The sequence below is a fragment of the Seohaeicola nanhaiensis genome, assembly GCF_042654245.1.
GTDB lineage: Bacteria > Pseudomonadota > Alphaproteobacteria > Rhodobacterales > Rhodobacteraceae > Seohaeicola_A > Seohaeicola_A nanhaiensis.
Genome location: NZ_JBHSGI010000002.1, coordinates 44196 through 64786, shown reverse-complemented (window position 1 = coordinate 64786; position 20591 = coordinate 44196). Strand labels below are relative to the sequence as shown.

Annotated in this window: 19 protein-coding genes and 1 tRNA gene; 6 read left to right on the top strand and 14 right to left on the bottom strand. The window is 65.6% G+C overall.

The window, feature by feature from the left end; genetic code table 11:
- Positions 1-11 precede the first annotated feature (11 nt).
- The 5 genes from ACFO5X_RS00390 to ACFO5X_RS00370 all read left to right on the top strand — a co-directional run bounded on the left by ACFO5X_RS00390 (position 12) and on the right by ACFO5X_RS00370 (position 3654).
- Positions 12-87: transfer RNA gene (locus tag ACFO5X_RS00390), tRNA-Thr, on the top strand.
- Positions 88-252: 165 nt separating this feature from the next.
- Entirely contained in the window at positions 253-1107 is an 855-nt protein-coding gene (locus ACFO5X_RS00385; protein ID WP_380714839.1) for a fumarylacetoacetate hydrolase family protein, read from the top strand.
- A gap of 23 nt (positions 1108-1130) precedes the next feature.
- Positions 1131-1742 carry a glutathione S-transferase family protein gene (locus ACFO5X_RS00380; protein WP_380714837.1) on the top strand — a complete coding sequence of 204 codons (612 nt, stop codon included), beginning with the start codon at positions 1131-1133 and terminating at the stop codon, positions 1740-1742.
- Between the two features lie 51 nt (positions 1743-1793).
- Positions 1794-2642: a fumarylacetoacetate hydrolase family protein gene (locus ACFO5X_RS00375; protein WP_380714836.1), complete on the top strand. Its 849-nt coding sequence runs from the start codon at positions 1794-1796 to the stop codon at positions 2640-2642.
- A 28-nt stretch (positions 2643-2670) separates the two neighbouring features.
- Positions 2671-3654, top strand: a complete 984-nt coding sequence (locus ACFO5X_RS00370; RefSeq protein WP_380714834.1) for a VOC family protein — start codon at positions 2671-2673, stop codon at positions 3652-3654.
- Between the two features lie 3 nt (positions 3655-3657).
- Here ACFO5X_RS00370 and rpe read toward each other — a convergent pair whose 3' ends face one another.
- The 9 genes from rpe to ACFO5X_RS00325 all read right to left on the bottom strand — a co-directional run bounded on the left by rpe (position 3658) and on the right by ACFO5X_RS00325 (position 11460).
- Positions 3658-4347, bottom strand: a complete 690-nt coding sequence (rpe, locus tag ACFO5X_RS00365) for a ribulose-phosphate 3-epimerase (RefSeq protein ID WP_380714832.1) — start codon at positions 4345-4347, stop codon at positions 3658-3660.
- Between the two features lie 61 nt (positions 4348-4408).
- A complete protein-coding gene (locus ACFO5X_RS00360; RefSeq protein ID WP_380714831.1) occupies positions 4409-5086 on the bottom strand; it encodes a DUF1045 domain-containing protein in 678 nt (225 codons plus the stop codon).
- On the bottom strand, positions 5086-5562 hold the full coding sequence (locus tag ACFO5X_RS00355; protein ID WP_380714829.1) for a class I SAM-dependent methyltransferase: 477 nt from the start codon (positions 5560-5562) through the stop codon (positions 5086-5088). The genes ACFO5X_RS00360 and ACFO5X_RS00355 overlap by 1 nt, the downstream gene beginning before the upstream one ends.
- Positions 5559-6293 (bottom strand): polysaccharide deacetylase family protein, encoded by a 735-nt coding sequence (locus ACFO5X_RS00350; protein ID WP_380714827.1) that lies wholly within the window; start codon positions 6291-6293, stop codon positions 5559-5561. The genes ACFO5X_RS00355 and ACFO5X_RS00350 overlap by 4 nt, the downstream gene beginning before the upstream one ends.
- Positions 6290-7396 (bottom strand): glycosyltransferase family protein, encoded by a 1107-nt coding sequence (locus ACFO5X_RS00345; protein ID WP_380714825.1) that lies wholly within the window; start codon positions 7394-7396, stop codon positions 6290-6292. The genes ACFO5X_RS00350 and ACFO5X_RS00345 overlap by 4 nt, the downstream gene beginning before the upstream one ends.
- Entirely contained in the window at positions 7393-7971 is a 579-nt protein-coding gene (locus ACFO5X_RS00340) for a histidine phosphatase family protein (RefSeq protein WP_380714823.1), read from the bottom strand. The genes ACFO5X_RS00345 and ACFO5X_RS00340 overlap by 4 nt, the downstream gene beginning before the upstream one ends.
- Positions 7968-9023, bottom strand: coding sequence for a glycosyltransferase family 4 protein (locus tag ACFO5X_RS00335; RefSeq protein WP_380714821.1), 1056 nt, complete (start codon positions 9021-9023; stop codon positions 7968-7970). Before ACFO5X_RS00335 ends, ACFO5X_RS00340 begins: the two co-directional genes overlap by 4 nt.
- Entirely contained in the window at positions 9020-10252 is a 1233-nt protein-coding gene (locus tag ACFO5X_RS00330; protein WP_380714819.1) for a glycosyltransferase, read from the bottom strand. Before ACFO5X_RS00330 ends, ACFO5X_RS00335 begins: the two co-directional genes overlap by 4 nt.
- A complete protein-coding gene (locus tag ACFO5X_RS00325; RefSeq protein WP_380714816.1) occupies positions 10249-11460 on the bottom strand; it encodes a glycosyltransferase family protein in 1212 nt (403 codons plus the stop codon). The genes ACFO5X_RS00330 and ACFO5X_RS00325 overlap by 4 nt, the downstream gene beginning before the upstream one ends.
- A 396-nt stretch (positions 11461-11856) precedes the next feature.
- Here ACFO5X_RS00325 and ACFO5X_RS00320 point away from each other — a divergent pair, with 396 nt between their 5' ends.
- Entirely contained in the window at positions 11857-14187 is a 2331-nt protein-coding gene (locus ACFO5X_RS00320) for a mechanosensitive ion channel family protein (RefSeq protein WP_380714814.1), read from the top strand.
- 6 nt (positions 14188-14193) lie between these two features.
- Here the strand turns inward: ACFO5X_RS00320 and ACFO5X_RS00315 are convergent, their stop codons facing one another.
- The 5 genes from ACFO5X_RS00315 to ACFO5X_RS00295 all read right to left on the bottom strand — a co-directional run bounded on the left by ACFO5X_RS00315 (position 14194) and on the right by ACFO5X_RS00295 (position 20544).
- Entirely contained in the window at positions 14194-14574 is a 381-nt protein-coding gene (locus ACFO5X_RS00315) for a hypothetical protein (protein WP_380714812.1), read from the bottom strand.
- A gap of 112 nt (positions 14575-14686) precedes the next feature.
- Positions 14687-15841 (bottom strand): ABC transporter permease, encoded by a 1155-nt coding sequence (locus tag ACFO5X_RS00310; RefSeq protein WP_380714810.1) that lies wholly within the window; start codon positions 15839-15841, stop codon positions 14687-14689.
- Positions 15838-16866 (bottom strand): ABC transporter permease, encoded by a 1029-nt coding sequence (locus ACFO5X_RS00305; protein WP_380714808.1) that lies wholly within the window; start codon positions 16864-16866, stop codon positions 15838-15840. The genes ACFO5X_RS00310 and ACFO5X_RS00305 overlap by 4 nt, the downstream gene beginning before the upstream one ends.
- Positions 16866-18779, bottom strand: a complete 1914-nt coding sequence (locus ACFO5X_RS00300) for an ABC transporter substrate-binding protein (protein ID WP_380714806.1) — start codon at positions 18777-18779, stop codon at positions 16866-16868. The genes ACFO5X_RS00305 and ACFO5X_RS00300 overlap by 1 nt, the downstream gene beginning before the upstream one ends.
- Positions 18772-20544 (bottom strand): ABC transporter ATP-binding protein, encoded by a 1773-nt coding sequence (locus ACFO5X_RS00295; RefSeq protein ID WP_380714804.1) that lies wholly within the window; start codon positions 20542-20544, stop codon positions 18772-18774. The genes ACFO5X_RS00300 and ACFO5X_RS00295 overlap by 8 nt, the downstream gene beginning before the upstream one ends.
- Between the last annotated feature and the right edge of the window lie 47 nt (positions 20545-20591).

Below are 20591 nucleotides of genomic sequence, written 5' to 3'. Positions count from 1 at the left end.
CCATGCCCGGCGCCCCTATAGCTCAGCTGGTAGAGCAACTGATTTGTAATCAGTGGGTCGGGAGTTCGAGTCTCTCTGGGGGCACCACGCCGATTGCCGGCCTTTCGCCCCATTTTCATTGACAGGGTTTGACCTCGTGCCGCCTTTGCTGGGCGCACCTGTTTTTTTGCGTAATTGGATAAAAAATATTTTTTATCGACAAGTGGATTTTGAGCCGATATCTCTTCGTCGCAGACAAGAGGGGGAGACAACATGAAGCTCGTTCGGTTTTCCATCGGCGGAGGCGCGGTGCGCCCGGGCCTCGTGAAGGACGGCCATGTTCTGGCTCTCGAGGATCTGGTGCCCGGTGCGCCATCGGACATGAAACAGGTGATTGCCGAATGGGACACCCTCTCGCCCAAGCTTGAAAAGGCGACGGCCGAAGGCGTCGCGCTGGGCGATGTCCGCTTGCACGCCCCGATCCCAAATCCTGAAAAGATCATGGCCATCGGGCTGAACTATGCCGACCACGTCGAAGAGGCAAAGAGCGCCGGGGTGACCGCGCCGGAATCGCAGATCTGGTTCTGCAAGATGGCTGGATCGATCAACGATCCCAACGGTGACGTGGAAAAACCGAAGTCCTCGGAAAAGCTCGACTACGAGGTCGAGATGGTCGCGATCATCGGGAAGGGCGGGCGGCATATCTCGAAGGACGATGCGCCGGCGGCGGTCTTCGGCTATGCAGTTGGCAACGACTTCAGCGCCCGCGACTGGCAGCTCAAGACCCATCAGTGGGTGCTGGGCAAGTCCTTCGACACTCATGCTCCCATCGGCCCCTGCATCGTGACCGCAGACGAAATCGGCGATCCGCACCGCCTGGCGATCAAATGCTGGGTCAACGGCGAGCTGCGGCAGAACTCGAACACCAAACACCTGATCTTCTCTGTCTGGGACCAGCTCGAGGAATTGTCTCAGGTGATGGCGCTCAAGCCCGGCGATATCCTTTTCACAGGCACGCCCGGGGGAGTCGGCATGGCGCAGCAGCTCTTCCTAAATCCGGGTGACGTGGTACGGTGCGAGATCGAAGGGCTCGGCACCATCGAAAACAGGATCGTGGCCGAGGCGTAACGCGGCGAGGGAGGGCCGCCAGGATGATGAAATTCTTCTACGCCCCCAATACGTGTTCGATCGGCATCCACGTGATGCTGGAAGAAATCGGCGCGCCCTACGAATCGATCAAGGTGGACTTTCTGGCGAAGGAGCAGTTTTCGGAACGGTTCCGCTCGGTAAACCCGAAGGGCAAGGTGCCGACGCTGGTGCGCGACGACGGCTCGGTCCTGACCGAGTACCAGGCCATGGCCTTCTGGCTGGGCCGCGCGTTCCCGGAGGCGGGGCTGCTGGCCGAGGACCTTGAAGCGCAGACACGCGCGCTCGAGCTGCTCGATTTCATGGTCGCCACCGTTCACATGCGCGGATTCACCTTTGTGCTGGTGCCGAAGAAGTTCACGCCGACCGAGGCCGCCCAGCAGGAACTGACGGCGCATGGCCGCGAGGTGATCGCCGCCGGGTTTGATCGGCTGGCCGGCATTCTGGGTGAAAAGGAGTGGCTGATGGGCGGCTATTCCATCGCCGATCCGACGCTGTTCTATCTGACTGCCTGGGCCCGGTTGAAAGACGTGCCGATGCCGGATGCGCTGGCGGCCTTTCACGACAGGATGCTCGCCCGTCCGGCCGTGCAGCGGGCACTGAAGATGGTGGGGTAGACTACCGACGCCCCGGACCGGGCTGGGGCGGAAGTCACAAGGGGAGGCGGCATGAAATTTCTGGCCTATGCCGAGGCTGGTGCGGAAGGACTGGCGGTCGAGACCGAAGCCGGATTTCGCGGCCTTAGGGAGGGGCATCCGCGCTTTCCCGGCAGGCTCGAATCGCTGATTGCCGCCAACCGTCTGGAAGAGGCCGCGGTGACCCTGGCCAAGGGCGATCCGGTCGAGGCCGACAAGGTGCGCTTTCTTCCGCCGCTGCGGATGGCCGGCAAGTTTATCGCCGTCGGCCTGAACTATCGCGCCCATACCGCCGAGGGCCCCTACGAACAACCCGACTATCCGACGCTCTTCGCCCGGTTTGCGTCCAGCTTCGTCGCGCACAACCAGCCGATCCTTCGGCCCCGGGCCTCGGTTCAGCTGGACTACGAAGGCGAGCTGGTCGCAGTGATCGGCAAGACTGCTAAGGACGTGCCGGTGGAAGAGGCTCTCGACCATGTCTGCGGGTATTCGATCTTCAACGACGCCTCGGTTCGCGACTACCAGCGCCGCACGCCGCAATGGACACCGGGCAAGAACTTCGACGGCACCGGCGGATTCGGACCCTGGTTCGTGACCGCAGACGCCTTGCCGCCGGGCTGTATCGGCCTGACGCTGGAAACCCGACTGAACGGTCAGTCGGTGCAGAAGGCCGCAATTGACGACATGGTGTTCCCGGTGGCCGATCTGGTCTCGATCATCAGCGCCGTGATGACGCTGGAGCCCGGCGATGTGATCATCACCGGCACGCCCTCGGGCGTCGGCCACGCGCGCAAACCGCAACTCTGGATGAAAGATGGCGACCTCTGCGAGGTCGAGATCAGCGGCATCGGGGTTCTGACGAACCCGATCCGCGACGCGTGAGGGGGGCTTTGCCCCGGAGGAGGAGAAGATGACAGCGATTACCGGCAGGATCGGCGTGAACAAGCGCCCTGGCGAACTGGGGGTGCATTCGCTCAGCGAGTTCAACATCCAGGTGCCCGACCTCGCCAAGGCCGATACCTTTTACAGGGCCTTCGGTCTCGATGTGCGGGAAGAGGGCGAGGGCCTGGGGTTGTATACCTTCGGCAGCGCCCATCGCTGGGGCCGCATGACCGAAGGCAAGATCAAGAAGCTGAACGCGATCTCCTATGGCGTCTTCGAGGAAGACTTCGAGCCGATGAAGAAGCGGATCGAGGCAATGGGCATCCGTCTGCTCGATGCGCCGGCCGGCTTTGAAAGCAACGGCATCTGGTTCCACGATCCCAACGGCTTTGCAATCGAGATGAAGGTGGCCGAAAAGACCTCGCCCGACGACAAGGTTGGCCTGAACGGGCTTGACGCCTCCTGCGCCAAGGACACTTCCGGGTCCTGGAGCCGCACCGCCAAGCCCGAAGCGCGCCCGCACCGCTTTGCCCATATGCTGGCCTTCGTGCCCGACGTTCCGGCCACCATCGAATTCTATACCCGTGTTCTGGGGATGCGCCTGTCCGACCGCACCGGCGACATCATCGCCTTCATGCATGGCATCCACGGCTCGGATCACCACATGTTCGCTTTCGCCAATTCCGCCGGCCGCGCGCCCGGCCTTCATCACCTCAGCTGGGACATCGGCTCGATCAACGGGATCGGCCTCGGCGCGATGCAGATGTTTGATCGGGGCTTCAAGAAGGGCTTCGGCCTGGGCCGCCACGTGCTCGGCTCGAACTACTTCCACTACATGCAGGACCCCTGGGGCAGTTGGTGCGAGTATTCGGCCGATATCGATTACATCAGTCTGAACCACGACTGGCCGGCGGAAGACCATCCGCCCGAGGACGGCGTCTATATCTGGGGGCCCGACATGCCCGAAGACTTCCTGCACAACTACGAGGCGGATCAGTTCGAGGGCAAGTGACCCCTAGACCCAGACGCCCTGTGCGGCCTCGCGGATGGCGCGGATGTTGGCCCCATAGGGGGCGGGATCGCTGACCGACCCGCCCTTGAACACCGCCGAGCCGGCGACCAGCACATCGGCCCCGGCCCGCACCATCAACGGCGCGGTCACGGGGTCCATGCCGCCGTCGATCTCGATATGGATCGGGCGGTCGCCGATCATCTGGCGCAGGGTCTGCACCTTGTCCGTCATGTCGATGAACTTCTGCCCCCCGAAACCGGGGTTGACGGTCATCACGCAGATCAGATCCGTCAGGTCCAGCAGATGCGCAACTGCCTCGGCCGGCGTGCCCGGGTTCAGCGCCACCCCGGCCTTGCAGCCCGCGCCCCGGATCGCCTGCAAGGTGCGATGGATATGCGGGCCGGCTTCGACATGCGCGGTCAGGATATCGGCCCCCGCCTTGGCGAAGGCGTCGATGTAGGGATCGACCGGTGCGATCATCAGGTGCACGTCCATGACCGTCTTGATATGCGGCCGGATCGCCGCGCAGGTCGCCGGACCAAAGGTGATGTTGGGAACGAAATGCCCGTCCATTACATCGACATGAATCCAGTCCGCGCCCTGCGCCTCGACCGCCGCACATTCCGCGCCGAAGTTGGCGAAATCCGAGGCGAGGATCGAGGGAGCGATCTTGAGGGTGCGGTCAAGGGTCATCGGCGTGGTCTCCGGTCAGGTTTTGGTCGTCATAGTCCGGGCGCGGCCGGAAGGGGAGGGGCTATGCACCGGTCAGCGGATACCGGGCGATCATCCGGAACCGGCCGTCGTCCATCTCGCCCACCAGCGCGATCTCGTCCAGCATATAAGGCTTCGGCAGGAGCGGCGTCAGGTCCTGCGACAAGCGGTCCTCGGTCTCGGCCAGAGTGTCCGGCTCAAGCGCGCCGCTCAGCGTGATGTGAAACCGGAACAGTTCCATCACGTGCGGATAGCCCCAGCGCGCCAGATGCGCCTCCTGCGCCTCTGAAAGCCGTCTTGCCCGCCGCCGGGCCAGTTCCGCCTCCGATGGCGGCGCGCGGAAAGCGTCGAGGTCGCGCACGCAGGAGGCCGCCAGCGCGTTCAGTTCGCTCTCGTCACCCAGCGGCCGCAAAGCCAGAAACCGCCCGATCCGCGCCAGGCCCAGCCCCTCAAGCTGCACCGGAGCCAGCCGGCCGGCCAGAGCCGCGGTCGCCGCGGCCAGCGCCTCGGGCGTCTGACCCTCGGCCAGATGAAACGGCGGCTTCAGCGTCGCGTGCAGCCCGTAGCGGCGCGGCGTCTCGACGATGTCTTCGGCCGGAGGCCGCGGCAAAGGGTCCGCTGGCGCCCCCGCGTCGATGTCCCATCCCAGCCAGCGCGTCGCGAAGCGTGCCCAAGCCGCCCCTTCCGGTGGCAGGTGATATACCCCGTAGCGGCGGAACATCATGCCTCGACCAGGTAGAACAGATAGCGGCCCTCGGGGATACCTTCCGGCCCGGCCAGCCGGGTAAAGCCAACCAGCGGCTGCCCCGAAACGACGATTCCGCCGGGCGCCATCACCGCCGCGATCAGAGGGCTCATCCGCGCCGCTTCGGCGATGTCCTGCTCCTCCACGCCAAACCCCAGATCGTAATGCGCAAGGCGGATACCGGCACCGGCGAGCCCCGCCAGCACGGCGTCGGCCTCACCCTGCAGAAAATCGCCCTCCGGCGGCACACAGGAAGGATGGCACTGCAGAACCCGGTCGATCACCAGCACGCGCCGCCCGGCCATCACCTCGCGCAAGTGGTCATAGGTGCGCCCGTTCCCCAGCCCGATGTCCAGCGCGTCGCCCGGCTGTCCTTCCACCTGCGCGGCGGCCCAGTTCAGCCCGTCCCGCTGCGCGCCAAGCCGGCGCAGCATCGAATCCAGTCGGCTCATGGCAAATCCTCGCGTGTGAAATCCATCGGCCGCGCACCGCCCTCGAGCAGGGTGGCCAGCAGCCGCGCCGAAAAGTCCCAGATCGCCCCGTCATGCACAAGGTGGTGCGTCAGCACGCCATAGGGTTCCGCCGCGTCCGCCCGGCCTGCGCGCCGCTCGCCCAGATCGTGCACGACCTGCGCAAGCAAACGATCGGGGTCGACCAGCGATCGGGTCCCGCGCCAGTCGATCGGATCGAGATGGGTGTTGACCCGCACCAGACTGCCCACCTCGCGCCCACCGCGCGCTCCAAACGCCGACAGCCCGCGATACCCCATCGCCGCCAGCCCCGGCGCCATGTCTTCGTCCACCCGGTTCCAGGGCGGCACGAACACCGCACAGGCGTCGGACCGGAACAGAGCCTCGATGCGCGCCAGCCCCGTGCGCGCCTCGGTCAGGCGCGCCTCCAGCGGCCGATGGGCACGGAACTCGGCCTTCTTTTCGCCTGGCGGCGCATGGTTCGTGTGGCTCCAGCCGTGCACCATCATCCGGAAGGGTGCACCGCCGAAGGCGGTCGCCTCCGCAGGAATGACCGCCAGATGTATGGCCAGATCGAGCCTTTCGGCCAAGCGACCCAGCCGGGCGAGTGCCGCCGTGTCCGCCACCGCGTCGTCATCGCGCCACCAGATCGGCAGGACCATCCCGTCGCGCCGCCACAGCGCCAGTTCGTCCCGCAGCGCGTCCCAATTCATGTCCGGCCCTCCGCCAGCGCCACCGCAATCTCCACCGAATGCCGCGCACCATCAAAGTCGACCGATAGCGCGCGTGGCGGATCGCTGATCGCCGCCGCCAGCGCCTCGCCAATGGCCTCGGGTGACAACGCGGCATCGCGGATGATCCGAAACCCCGGCATCCCCGCCAGCGCCTGCGCGCGCAGCCCCTGTTCCACCTCGCCGCCTGCATCGAAGGGCACCAGCACCGCCGGCACTCCCGTTTGCAGCAGGTCCATCGCCGTGTTGTAGCCGCACAGGCTGACCGACCCGGCCGCCCCGGCCAGCATGGCGCGGAAGTCCGGCCGCGGTGGCTCGACCCTAACATGTGCCGGCACTTGGCCCGCCACGTCGCGGGTCAGCAGCCGCCAGCGCCTGTTGTCCATCGCCGCCGCCGCCAGGGCCATCTCGAACAGCCGTCGCCCGACCGGTCCGCCGCCTGCACTGACCAGCACTTCCCCCGCACCAAGGCCTTCCGGGTGCGGGGAAGGGGCGGGAGGCGCGACAAAGCCGGTATAGCGCAACTTGGACCGCAGGCCATCGGACACTGGCCAGCTCAGGTCGAGCGGCACAACGCTCGGGTCGGAATGCACCAGAACGGCATCGTAATGCTCCCGCACCATCGCCTCGGCCTGCGCCGCCCGCTCCGGCTTGCTTGGCGGCGCCAGAATGTCACGGATCGACGCGAGCACGGCGGGCCGAACCGGCAGTGCGCGCAGGCTCTCAAGCAGCGCAAGAAACTCCGCCCGCAGAGCCCGCCGGCCAAAGGGAAATAGCTCGGTGATCAGGATGTCCGGGGCGAAAGCCGCAACCAGCCCGGTCAGCGTCGCACGCCGTTCCGAGTGATACACTGTGTCCGCCACAGTTCCCGCCGCCGTCAGCAGACGGGTGAAATCGGTTCCGTCCGAACGCAGCGGCGGCAGTTGCACCATCTCAACGCCGGTCGTGTCGAGATGCGCCACTGCCATGCCGCCCGATGCCAGCCGCACGCTGTGCCCGGCCGCTGCAAACGCCCGGCCCAGCGTCAGCGCCCGCGCCAGATGACCGGTACCCAGCAGATGGGTGACAGCGATCAGCACCTTCATCGCGCCACCAGCCGAACCGGTTCGCCGATCGGTGTCAGCCGCCCCTCCGACAGCGCCAGAACGAACAGGCGGTTCCGCTTCACCTTGAACGGAGCCGGGCCCAGGAAATCCCAGCCATGCGCCAGCGCCAACAGCACCCGCATGACGCCGATGTGGCAGACCGCCACCGCGTCCCGCTCGACACTGTCCAGCCAGGGCTGCAAGCGCTCCCGCAGCTCGCGCGGGCTTTCCCCGCCGGGCGGGCGGTAGTCCCAGCCCCACTCCTCGATATGACGGTAGCCGCTGTCGCGTTCCGCCAGCAGGTCGGCCCCGTGCCGCCCCTCCCAGTCTCCCCAGTTCATCTCGGTTAGCGCCCCGCTCACGCGTGGCGGTCGCCCTGCCACCAGCTCTGCCGTCTCGGCCGCGCGCTTCAACGGGCTCGACCACAGCTCGGCCGCGGTCCAGGGGGCCGGCAGCGCCAGCGCAGCCAGATCCGTCCGCGCGGCGGCGTCGAGCGGGATGTCGCTCGATCCCTGAATCCGCCCCTCGCGGTTCCAGGCCGTCGGACCATGGCGCAGCAAGGCAAGATTGATCACGCCTCGACCCCCAAAGCCGAGGCCAGAGTCGCCGTCGCGGCTCCCAGCAGATGCCGGTCGGCAATGAAGGCGCGCGCTGCCATGCCTCGTTCGCGTCGCAGGCCCGCATCGCGCAGCGCGACGATGGCTGCCGCCATCCCCTGTGCCCCACTGGCGACAGCGGGCTGAACGGCCGCCATCACCTCCTGCACGCCGGGCCGGTCCTGAGCGACGACCGGCAGGCCCGCCGCCTGCGCTTCGAGATAGACCATCCCGAAGGCCTCGTTCACACCCGGCCACAGGAACAGCCCCGCGCGCCGATAGGCGTCGCTCATCTCCGGCGCGCCCAGTTGCCCCAGCATCCGCACCCGCTCGCCAAACGGCGCCATCAACGCTTCCACCTCGGCCCGCGCCGGCCCGTCGCCCGCGATTTCCAATCGCCAGTCGCCATCGAGCAGGCCCAGCAGTTCGGCAATCAGCGCGTATGACGCCATCTTGTCCCCCGCGCGCATCATGCCCGCCGCCAGCATTGGGGCACCCTCGGCGAGCGTACTGGCCGGCGGCAACTCCGCGCGCGGCAGGAAGGGGCGCAGGTGCACCAGCCGTTGCCCGGCCGCCCGGTCACGCGCCAGCGTCTCGCCATCGCGTTCGGTCAGGTAGAAGATCACCGCCGCCGCATCGCTCGCCGCCTCCGCCGCCGCTGCAAAGCCCGCCCAGGCCCCGGTCAGCCGTTTTTTCGCCCGCGTGGATTCGACCTGGACATAGGGAATTCCCCGCGCCGCGCTGACGGCCGGGCCGATCAGGTCGGGCGCCTTGTAGTAGTTGTGGTAGGTCACCCATAGTTGCGTCTCGACGGGCAACTCGCGCACCAGCCGCGCGACCTCGGCCTCTGCGGCGCCCTTCAGCCTCGCCTGTACAGCCGCGTCCCCGGCCAGGTCGAGACTGCGCAGATCGCTCGCCACGGCAACCCGGCCAAAAGGTGTCAGCGCTGCCATCAGCCCCCGCGCCATCGCCCGGTCGCCCGAGGGCACCTCATGCGTCGGCGCCTTCAGCGGTGCATAGAAGGCGATCACGCGCCCATCTCCCGCAGCCGCGCCGACAGCCGCGCGATCCCCGGCTCAACGGCGAAGTCGCTCCGCAAGCGATCGAACGCCGCCTGCGCCATCGCTGCCGCCGTATCCGGGGCCGAGGCGATATCGACTATCGCCTCGGCGATGTCCTCCGGGCGGTCCTTCACCAGGAGTCCGTGCCGGGTGTGGGTGATGAACTCCGGAATTGCGGAAACGGCGGTCGAGACAATCGGCAACAGCTGCGACGCCGCCTCCATCAGCACGTTCGGCAATCCGTCGCGGTCGCCATCGGCGGCGATGCGGCTGGGCAGCACGAACAGATCCGCCGCCCGCATCGCCGCGATCACCTCGGGCTGATCGCAGGCGCCCTTCCAGGTGATCCGGTCCGCCACACCCGCCGCCTCGGCCTGGGCGCGCATCTGCTCCTTCAACGCGCCGCCGCCGATATGCACCCAGTGCCAGTCCAGCCACCCGGGCAGCAAGGCCAGCGCAGCGATCAGCCGGTCAAACCCCTTCTTCTCTACCAGCCGCCCCACAGACAGCAGCCGCAGCGGGCTGCCGGGCGCGCGCGGCGCACGGTCGGGCGGATCGGGAAAGCGCGTGAGATCCAGTCCGTGATACACGAGGTCGATGCGCCCCGGATCGGCCGCCAGGTCGCGCAGATGCGCCGCGCCGAAGCCCGTGCAGGTCGCCCCGAACCGCGCGCCTCCCGGACCGGTCGCAAGCTTCTCGCGCAGTTCCCAGTCGGGCGAGGTCCAGATGTCCTTGGCATGCGCCGAAAATGCCCAAGGAATTCCCAGCATCACCGCCGCATAGCGCGCGACCGAGGCGGGCGTGTGCAGGAAATGCGCATAGATCGCCGGCGTGCCCGGCGGCAGCTCGGAGGCCAGAACGCAGGCCTGCCCGAACCGGCGCACCCGGTTGCGGCTGCGGTCGCGCAGCAGATCGCTCCGCCAGAGACGCGCCGCCAAGGTGTAGCCCGGCAGGGCGCAGGCCGCGCGCCAGCCGCGCCAGACCCGGGCGCGGTCATCATGCAGATATTCGGGCAGGTAGGTCACCGGCGCCGCCAGCCTGTCATGCAGCGGATGGGTCTTTGTGTCGGTCGGATGCCGTAGCGACCACAGGGCCAGATCGTGCCCCGCCGCCTCCAGCGCCACCAGTTCCTGGGCTATGAAGGTTTCAGACAGGCGCGGCCAGCCCTTGACCACCACCGCGAGCGGCGCGGTGCTCATTCCGCGGCCTGGCCGGCCCGTATCGCCAACAGCGCCGAAATGCGGTCGGTCACGTAGTCCAGCCCGTCCAGCAGCCCGGCGGTGATCGCCTGACTGGGCAGGTTCTGGCCTGGCAGATTGCGGATCGCCTGGATCATCGATTGCGGCGTCAACCCGTCGCGGGTTTCGTCCAGCATCCGCACCAGCCCCAGTTCCTCGGCACGGCTGGCGCGAATCCATTGCTCCAGCCGCGGCACCGTGCGCGGCACGATCACCGTGCGCTTGTCGAAGGACAGCACCTCGCAGAACGTATTGTAGCCGCCCATGCCGATCACGCCCTCGGCTCCCGCGTAAAGCGTCTCGATCTGGCTGTCGAAGCCTACCGCCGTAACCCGGCCTCCCAGAGCATCGACCCGCGCCTCGAACTCCGCGCGTACCTCTCCCGACAGGAAGGGGCCATAGACCAGCACGGCACGCGGACTCAATCCCGGATCCTGTTCATAGGCCGCCAGCACCAGGTCGACCATCACCGCCCCGTCACCGCCGCCGCCCGGCGTGACCAGGATATAGGGCTGTTCCGGCGGCTCGGCGGTGGAATTGCGCGAGCGGCGCAGATAACCGGTCCAGTGCATCCGCGCCCGTGTTGCGGGGCTCAGCTCCAGCCCTGCGGTCGGGTCGTAGACCGAACGCAGGCCGTAAATCCAGATTTCGTCGTAAAAGGTCTCCATCACGGGCAGCGCGTTCTTGCGCGCCCATTCGGCGGCCAGAACCTCCGGCTCGTCCAGCACGTCGCGAAGGCCCAGCACCAGCTGCGTGCTGCCTTCTTCCTTCAGCATCCGCAGGGTGGGCATCAGTTCGCCGCGAAAGCCGGTCGGCTCCTTGTCGACGATCACCACATCCGGCTCGTATTGCTCGGCAGTCGAGCGGATCAGACCCGAACGCAGCTCGGTCGTCTCCTCGATCCCCATTCCCATGGTCTGGCTGACGTAGGATCCGTCCTGAAGCTTGGTCACGCCGGGCAAACGCACATGGTCGACCCGGCGCGGAAAGTCGAACCGCCCGGCCACCGGCGATCCGGTCAGGATCAGTGCTGATGCGGTCGGATTGGCGCTGGTGATCGCCTGTGCCAGGGCGCGCGACCGGCGCAGGTGGCCCAGCCCGAAGGTATCATGGCTGTAAAGCATGATGCGCGGCGCACGAACGCGGCGGCGGGTAAAAAGCGAGTTCATCTCAGTCCAGACACCAGGCTTGCCAGCTTCAGCGGCCCAAAAGCCACAAGCCGCACGACGGCGGCGCCGGTCTTCGGAATTTGCCCCACCGCGGTCATGTCCCGCCTCTCGCTCGGCCCGCCCGGCCGGCGCCCTGGCCGGATCGGCCACGGATGCCCGCAAAGCCCTTCCCGTCCGCCCGGCGCAATGCAGAAAACCGCACCCGTTCTCCCGGCGTCTTTCGGCAGCTTTAGTGAAATTGTTGCGGCTTGGAAATAGACAACCACGATTTTGCCGGCTGACGTGGCATCAGGCTGCGCTGAAAGGGCTTCAAAAATCCAGCAGCCAAGCCGATTGCGCGCTTTGCCCCCCTCCTGTAGCGTTTTGCGACAAAGAAGCAAAACCGGCGGGGATGGGATGCACAAGCTGATGCTGCAGTGGATTGCGGCGTTGCTGCTCGTATTGGCTCTGCCCGTCGCCGCGCAGGCCCAGCAGGCTGAAGCGGCCGAGACCGACGCGCTCACCAAGGCCATCCGCGAGGCAACAGCGGCGGGCGTCAGTGTCATCGTCATCGACAAGAATGGCACGGTCGTCGGGTCTCCCCCCGCCGCGACAGCCGAGCCGACGCCGCAGGCGCCGGCTCATACGATGGAGGGCGCCTCGACGCTGATGAAGGCGCAGTCCGAGATGACGCGCTTTCGCGATACCCTGCGCGAAAGGCTCGACGCGCTGCCCAATTCGCTGAACGAGGTCGCCTATATCCTGCGCGCGACCAGTCCCGAAGGCGCCATCATGACCTATGTGATGGTGTTCTTCTGGACGGTCGCGCTTTTGCTGGTGGGGCGGTTCGCGGCAATCCACATCTACGGGCAGCGCATCGCGCGCAGGTTTGTGGTGGCACGTGTGCTCGAGCGCCCGGAAGGCTATCGCGAGAAGATGCCATTCCTGGTCTTCCGCTTCCTGATGGGCGTCGGCGGCACCGTCTTTGGTATGGCCGTGGCCTATCTGCTGGGCCTGCTGATCTGGGGGCAGTCCAACGATCTCTCGGTTCAGTTCACGGTCACCGCGATCTTCCTCGGCTGGTTCATCGCCCGCACGCTGGCCGATGTCTGGCGCATGATCCTGTCGCCCTTCCTGCCGCAATATCGCATCCCGGACTTCAGCGACCGCGACGCGAAGCGGTTGTATTACTGGGCCTCGCTCCTCGGTGGTTACAACGTCGCCGCGATCATGTTCGGCACCTGGATTCACGACTTCGGGCTGAACTACAACGTTTACGCGCTGCTTTATGGCCTGCTGTCGCTGGTCGGCGCGCTGGCCAATCTGGCGATGATCGCATTCAACGCCCGCGCCATCACCCGGGCCATCCGTCGCGGCAAGCCGATGCAGGATCTGTCCTGGGTGACGAAGATGGTCGCGCTCGGATGGGCGCCGCTGCTGGTGGCCTATGTGATCTTCGGCTGGTTCGAATTGGCCTTCGATCTGGTCATGGAATTGCCCGAGTCGGTGCCGCTGGTCATGGGGGCCTATGGCGTCTTCCTGTCGATCATCGTCGTCTACGGCGTGATCAACTACGGGATCGAACGCTATTTCCATCGCTCGATCGCGCGCGAGCGGATCAATCAGGACATGGCCGCCGCCGACGCACTGGAAGAGGCCGAAGCCGAGGCGGTCCCGCCCCCCGCGCGGCCCACCTTCAACACCTACGAGGATCTCGCCCGCCGCGTCGCCGGCATCCTTGCCTTTGTCGCCGGCGCCTATGCTTTGCTGCGCATCTGGGATCCCGACAGTACCTTCCTGCGCGAGTCCCTTGTGGGGCGGCTTATGGATGTCACGGTGATCCTTTTCATGGGATATATCGTCTATCACGTCTTCCGCATCTGGATCGACAGCAAGATCGCCGAAGAGGCGCCCGAAATGGACGAGGCCGAACTCGGCGATGAAGGCGGGGCGACCAGCGCCAGCCGCCTCGCCACCCTGCTGCCCCTGTTCCGCGGCGCCATCCTGGCGGTTGTCGTGGTTTCGATCGGCCTGATCGCCCTGCTGGAAATGGGCATCAACGTCAGCCCGCTCTTCGCCGGGGCAGGGGTCGTCGGCCTCGCCGTCGGCTTTGGCGCGCAGACGTTGGTTCGCGACATCTTCTCGGGCGCCTTCTTTCTGATCGACGACGCCTTCCGCAAGGGCGAGTATATCGACATCAACTCGGTCAAGGGCACGGTCGAAAAGATCTCCGTCCGCTCGTTCCAGCTGCGCCATCACCTCGGCGCGCTGCACACCATTCCCTTCGGCGAAATCCAGGTCCTCACCAATTATTCGCGCGACTGGGTCATCATGAAACTGCCGCTGCGAGTCACCTATGACACCGACGTGGAAAAGGTGCGCAAGCTCATCAAGAAACTGGGTCAGGAGCTGCTGGAAGATCCGGTGATCGGGGAAAACTTCATCCAGCCATTGAAGAGTCAGGGCGTGATCGAGATGCAGGACAGCGCGATGATCATCCGGGTCAAGTTCATGACCAAGCCGGGCGACCAGTGGCTGATCCGCAAGCGTGTTTACGAGGAAATCCGGGCGCTCTTTGCCCGGGAAGGCATCAGGTTCGCCCATCGCGAGGTCACCGTCCGGCTGGCCGACGGCCATATCGAACATCTTACTCCGGAACAGCGCGACACCATTACCGGAGCAGCACTCTCAGCATTGGACGACGATGCATTGGAGGACATGAAAGGCGTCGGTGGCGACGACCGCTGAACCGGCTCAGCGGCCGGGGCGCGCCACAAGTCGTCCGGAATCTGCCAGAACGCTCGGCTTGCCGAGCCGCGCCAGAAGCGTTCGGAAGCTGTGCCCCAGCGCCGCGCAGGTGCATAGCCCCTGTCCGGTGTGTTCATTCACCAGAACAAGACGCGGTCCGTCGAATTGAAGCACAAAACCCGTGCGGCCCAGGTCCTTCAGCAGCTCGCTCCACGAGGCAGCGGTATCAAAGATACGGCCTACAACGCAGTTCAACGTGACGGCGGTTTCGATGTCGAGGATGGTTTCCCCGTCCCGTCGGCTGCCCTCGCTCCAGCGTGTGGGCATCGGGCGGTCTTCGGGCGGGGCGACCAGGTCAAAGCTGCTGGGGTTCATGTCCGGTCTCATTCGTTACAAATCTCCTGTTCAACCCGGTCAACATGGCGACCTCTGGGAGATAACTCGGTAAAATACGGACGGTTTCATACAGCCGTCTGTGGCGATGATTACAGTGTGGTAATCATTGCTCGTAGGGGTCAAGGCTGTCGCGCAGCCCGTCGCCCAGGAAATTGAACGCCAGAACGACGATGATGATGGGCAGCATGGGCAAAGCGGTCCACCAGTATATCTCTACGTTCACCAGGTTCTGCGCATCGTTAAGCATCACGCCCCAGCTCACCGCCGGTGCGCGCAATCCCAGCCCGAGAAACGATAGGGCCGTTTCACCCAGGATCATCGCCGGAATGGAAAGAGTCGCCGAGGCGATCAGGTGACTCATGAAGTTCGGCAGCAGGTGTTTTCGAATCACCCGGCCCGAGCTTGCGCCCATCATTTCCGCGGCGCGGACGTATTCTTCCTCGCGCAGCGACAGGAATTTGGACCGCACCGACCGCGCCAGCCCGGGCCAGTCGAGGATCCCGAGGATCACCGAAATGATGAAGAACACCGCAACCGGCCCCCAGTTCGACGGCACAGCCGCCGACAGCGCCAGCCACAGCGGGAGTTCCGGCAGTGACCGCAGGATCTCGATCACCCGGTTGATCACCCAGTCGATCCCGCCGCCGAAATAGCCAGCGACCGACCCGAAGAAGATCCCCAGCACGAAGGAAACCGTGATGCCGATCAGCCCGACCGTCAGGCTCAGCTGCGCGCCGTAAAGAATGCGGCTGAACATGTCGCGGCCCAGCCGGTCCGATCCCCACAGAAAGACCGTTACCCCGTCGGGCGCGCAGAACAGGTGGCGGTCGGTTTCGATCATCCCGGCCAGCGGATAGCTCGCACCCTTGCAGAAGAACCGCAGTTTCTGCGGAGCGCTGGTGTCCGGCTTGAACTCCCACTTGAAGGTTTCCATGTTGGGCTCCGAGGTCATCGGATAGACGAAGGGTCCGATGAACTCGCCCTCATGCCAAAGGTGAATGCCCTGCGGCGGCGAATAGAGGTTCTCCGAAAACCGCTCGTTCGGCGTGTAGGGCGCGATGAAGCCGGCGAAGGGCAGCATCACATAGCACAGCAACAGGAAGATGCCCGAGATCAGCCCCAGACGGTGCGTCTTGAACTTGCGCCAGATCAGCACGCGGGCCGGCGCATCCAGATCCCTGCGCTCGATTGTCTGGATCGACTGCTGCGGGTCAAAAGGGGCGTCGTCGACATACCGCCCGTCCGGCAGCACGCTCATGTCTCGCGCCCTTCATAGCGGATGCGCGGATCGAGCAGCACCAGCAGAACGTCCGAGATCATCGTGCCCAGCAGTGTCAGCAGCGCGACGAACATCAGCACGAACCCGGCCAGGAATTGATCCTGCGCCCGCAGCGCGGTCAGCAGGGTCGGCCCGATGGTCTGCAGGCCAAGCACGACGGACACCAGCACCGATCCCGACACCATCGAGGGCAGCAGATTGCCGATATCGGCGACGAAGGGGTTGAAGGCGACGCGCAGCGGGTATTTCGTCAGCATCCTGCGCGGGCTCATCCCCTTGGCGATGGCAGTCTCGACGTAGGGTTTGCCCAGCTCGTCCAGCATGTTGGCGCGCAGCCGCTGCATCATCGCCGCCGCGCCCGAGGTGCCGATCACGAAGGTCGGCACGATCAGGTGCCAGAGAATCGACTGCACCTTCGCCCAGCTCATCGGCTCACCCTCGAACGAGGGGTCCATCAGCCCGCCGATCGGCAGATCCATGTAGCGATGCCCGTAATAGAACAGGATCAGCGCCAGCAGAAAGTTCGGCGTGGCCAGCCCGAGATATCCGACGAAGGCCGAGGAATAATCGACCCAGGTCCGCGACCGTGCCGCCGCCAGCACGCCAAGGGGCAGGGCGACCATATAGACGAACAGCACGGCCGCCAGGTTCACCAGCACCGTCAGCCAGAGAGAATCTCCAACGATCTCGGATACCGGCCGGTCAAACTCGAAAGACCAGCCGAAATTGCCCTGGATCAGCCCGGAAAACCCGTGCGGGCCGGGCATGAAGCCGACCCAGATCAGATATTGCTGCCACAGCGGCCGGTCGAGCGCATATTCCTTGCGCAGGAATTCCGCCTTGGCGATCCCCGCCGACTGGCCGGTCGATTTAAGCTCGGAAATCTGGTTCGACAGATAATCGCCCGGCGGCAGGTTGATGATGGCAAAGATCAGTGCCGAAACGACCAGCAGCGTCAGCAGCATCGTGCCGAAGCGATAGATCGCATAGCGCAGGATCTGCATTACTTCCGGCCACCTTCGAAATAGAACTCGTCCATCCGGTGCACCCCGAAATGCGCGCCCGGATCCCAGGCCCAGATGGCCTGCAGCGGCACGTTCTTCAGGTTGTTGCTCACCACGATGGGCTGCGGCGCCTCCGACAGGATGCCGATGCCAAAGACGTTGTCGGCATGGATCTTCAGCATCTCGCGCCAGATCTCGGCCCGAGCCGCGTCATCGCCCGCCTTTTCCCAATCGTGCGACAGTTCCAGCAGCCGCTTGGGCGCCTCCATGTCGGGTGGCTCGCCCGAGCCGCCATTGGTCTGGTAATACTGGCCCCACTTGGGCCAGGCGAAGAACTCCTGCTGGCGCGGGGCCAGGAAATCGGGCGAGGTATAGGACTGCGGGATGCCGTTGTCCCACCCATACCAGACCGAGGCCATGGTCGTGCCCGCATATATCCGGTTGCGCAGGATGTCCCGGTCCAGCGGGCGCATCACCAGCTTTACCCCGATGTCCCGCCAGGTGTCGGTGACGATCTGCAGGGCGTTCTCCACCTCCTGCCGCTCGCCGGCCGTTTCGATGATCAGCTCCATCGGGCGCCCGTCGGGCAGCAGCCGCGTTCCATCGCCCTGGCGTTTGTCCAGCCCCGCCTCGTCCAGCAGCAGGTTGGCCTGTGCCGCGTCGAAGTTGGCCCAGGCCTTCGTGTTCTCCTCGTCGTAGAACGCACTCTGGGGCAGAACCGCCATCGCGCCGGGCTTGGCCATCTTGAAATACAGCGCCCGGTTGATCGCCACCCGATCAATCCCCAGCGAAAGCGCCCGCCGTACCCGTACGTCGCGCAGGACGTCGCGCCAGACACTATCCGCGCAATTGAGGTTGGGATAGATCGCGATCTGGCTCGCCACGCCATTGGCCCAGAGCAGGGTCCGGTAGGGCTTGCCGTCTGCCTCTCCCTTGCGAAGGATCGGAATGTCGCGAAAATCCAGCCCGCGCCCCTGAAGGTCGGTCTCGCCCGCATTCGCCTTGGCCGCGATCAGCCCGCCCGAAACGATCTCCATCTCGACCGCGTCGATATAGGGCAGCTGCACCCCATGGCTGTCGATCCTGTGGTAGTAGGGATTGCGTTCGAACTTGTGGCGGATCTTCTTGCCGTCCGACTTGTTCACCCAGGGCTGCAGCGTCGGCAGCTCGGGGTTGTCGAAGTCGTACATATTATCCACCCCGTTGTGCAGCGCGGCCCAGCTCTTGACCCGGGCCTCCGCCACCTCCGCCGCCAGCTCGGCGGGGTCGGCATATTTGACGTGGTATTTCTTCAGCACATGCGCCGGGCGATAGATGAACGGCGGACGCGCCTGCGCCAGCGTCTGCAGGAACAGCGGATTGGGCGCCTCCCAGGCATAGACCACTGTGGTCTCATCCGGCGTCGTCACCGTGGGATACTTGCCTTCGATGCGCAGGAAATCCGGCGGTCCCGAGGGGCTGAGTTCGGCGTTGTTGGCGACGTCCTCCCAGAAATAGGCAAAATCGGCGGACGTGAAGGGCGCCCCGTCCGACCATTTGTGACCCTTGCGCAAATGGAGGGTAAAGACCTTGTCGTCCTCGATATCCACACTTGCCAGAAGGTCGGGTACGAGATGGTATTGCTCGTCATAGCCCATCAGACGGGCGTAGCCGTAAACCACCATCATCCGGATATCCCGGTCGCGGGACACCAGCGTCGTCAACGTGCCGCCCGGCGTGCCGAAGGTGCGCCCCTTCGCTTCCAGATCGACGACCAGCGGCTCTGCGGGCACCCGCTCCGCCACAGGCGGCAACTCGCCCTTCGAGACCCTCTCGGTCCAATAGGGCGTTTCCTTCAGTTGCGGCGCCGCAAGGACTGCGCCGCCGGCCACGCTCGCCAGCATGACCGCAAGAGCGCGCACTATCCTAAACATGGCATCTCACCTTGTGACCTGGGTTCACCTGCGTCAGCGACGGTACCACGCTGTCGGAAAAACGGAAGGCCTCGGGCCAGCTTTCCGGTGATCCCGCGCCCAGCGCCACCAGCTTGAGGTTGATCGGACAGCTTATATCGGGCGTCGGTTGTGCCGCGATCAGCGCTTTGGTGTAGGGGTGACGCGGGCAGTGGAACAGCACCTCGGGCGGGGCCTGCTCGACCACCAGCCCCTGGCGCATCACCGCCACCTCGTCGGCAATGCGCGCGACCACCGCCAGATCGTGGCTGATGAACAGATAGCTCAGGCCCAGCCGGTCGCGGATATCCTCAAGCAGCGTCAGGATCTGCTCCTGCACCGAAACGTCCAGCGCCGAGGTCGGCTCGTCGCAGACCAGCAGCGAAGGGGCCAGCATCAGCGCGCGCGCGATCGACAGCCGCTGTCGCTGGCCGCCAGAAAAGGCGTGCGGATAGCGCATCAGCATGTCCGAGGTCAGCCCGACCTGCGCCAGCATCGCCGCGGCGCGGTCGCGCCGTTCGCTCCGGTTGCCGATATTGTGGATTTCCAGCGGCTCGCACAGCGCGTCCAGAATGCGCATCCGCGGCGACAGTGACGAATAGGGATCCTGAAACACCATCTGCGCCTGTTTCTGGAATGCGGTCCGCGCGGCCCGGTTCAGGTCGTGCACCGCAATCGGCGCGCCGCCGGGGGCCTGACGGAACAGAACCTCGCCGCCGGGATCGGGCTTTTCCGCCCCCAGCGCGATCCGCGCCGCCGTGGTCTTGCCCGACCCGCTCTCGCCGACGATCGCCAACGTGCGCCCGCGTGGCAGCGCCAGATCGACGCCCCGGCAGGCACGGATCAGAACTTCCGGCTTCCATGCCGATTTGCTGCGCATGGTGTAGGTCTTGCTGACACCCTTCAGCTCGAGGATCATATCCTCGCGCCGGGCGGTGTCGCAGGGTGCCGCCTGCGCCGGTATCGCCAGCGCCGCGTCGAACAGCTGGCGCGTGTAGGGGTGCGCAGGATCGCCCAGCACCGCCCGGGCGGCGCCCGACTCCATCACCCGGCCCTTGTGCATCACCACGACCTGCTCGGCCATATTGGCCACCACGCCCAGATCATGGGTGACCAGGATCATCGCCATCCCGGTCTCCTGCTGCAGCTCCTTCATCAGCCCCAGGACCTGCGCCTGCGTGGTCACATCCAGTGCGGTCGTCGGTTCGTCCGCGATCAGCAGGTCGGGCTTGCCGACCATAGCCATCGCGATCATTGCGCGCTGCCGCATCCCGCCGGACATCTCGAAAGGATATGAGCCATAGGCCCGCTCCGGGTCGGGAAAGCCGACCCGCGCAAAGGTGTCCAGCACCTGCCGCCGCGCTTCTTTTTCGCTGCAACCCCGATGCAGCCACAGCACCTCGGCCACCTGATTGCCCAGCGTGTGCAGCGGCGAGAGCGAGCGCATGGGTTCCTGAAACACCATCGCCACCGTGTTACCGCGCACCCGGCGCAGCTCGCGCCGCGACATCGCGCTCAGATCCTGCAGCCCGTCGCGCCCGTTCAGCAGGATCCGCCCGCCATACAGCCGCGCCGCGCGGGGCAGGATGCGCAGGATTGCCCGGCAGGTGACGGTCTTGCCCGATCCCGATTCCCCCACCAGCGCTAGCGTCTCGCCCGCCGCGACCTGGAAACTCACGTCACGCACCACAGGTTCAGCACGGCCAAAGCCGACGCTCAGGTTCTCAACTGTCAGCAATGGTGCCATATGCCCGGATGTTGCCTGCCGCTCTGGTGGGGCCGCCGTAGGGCAAG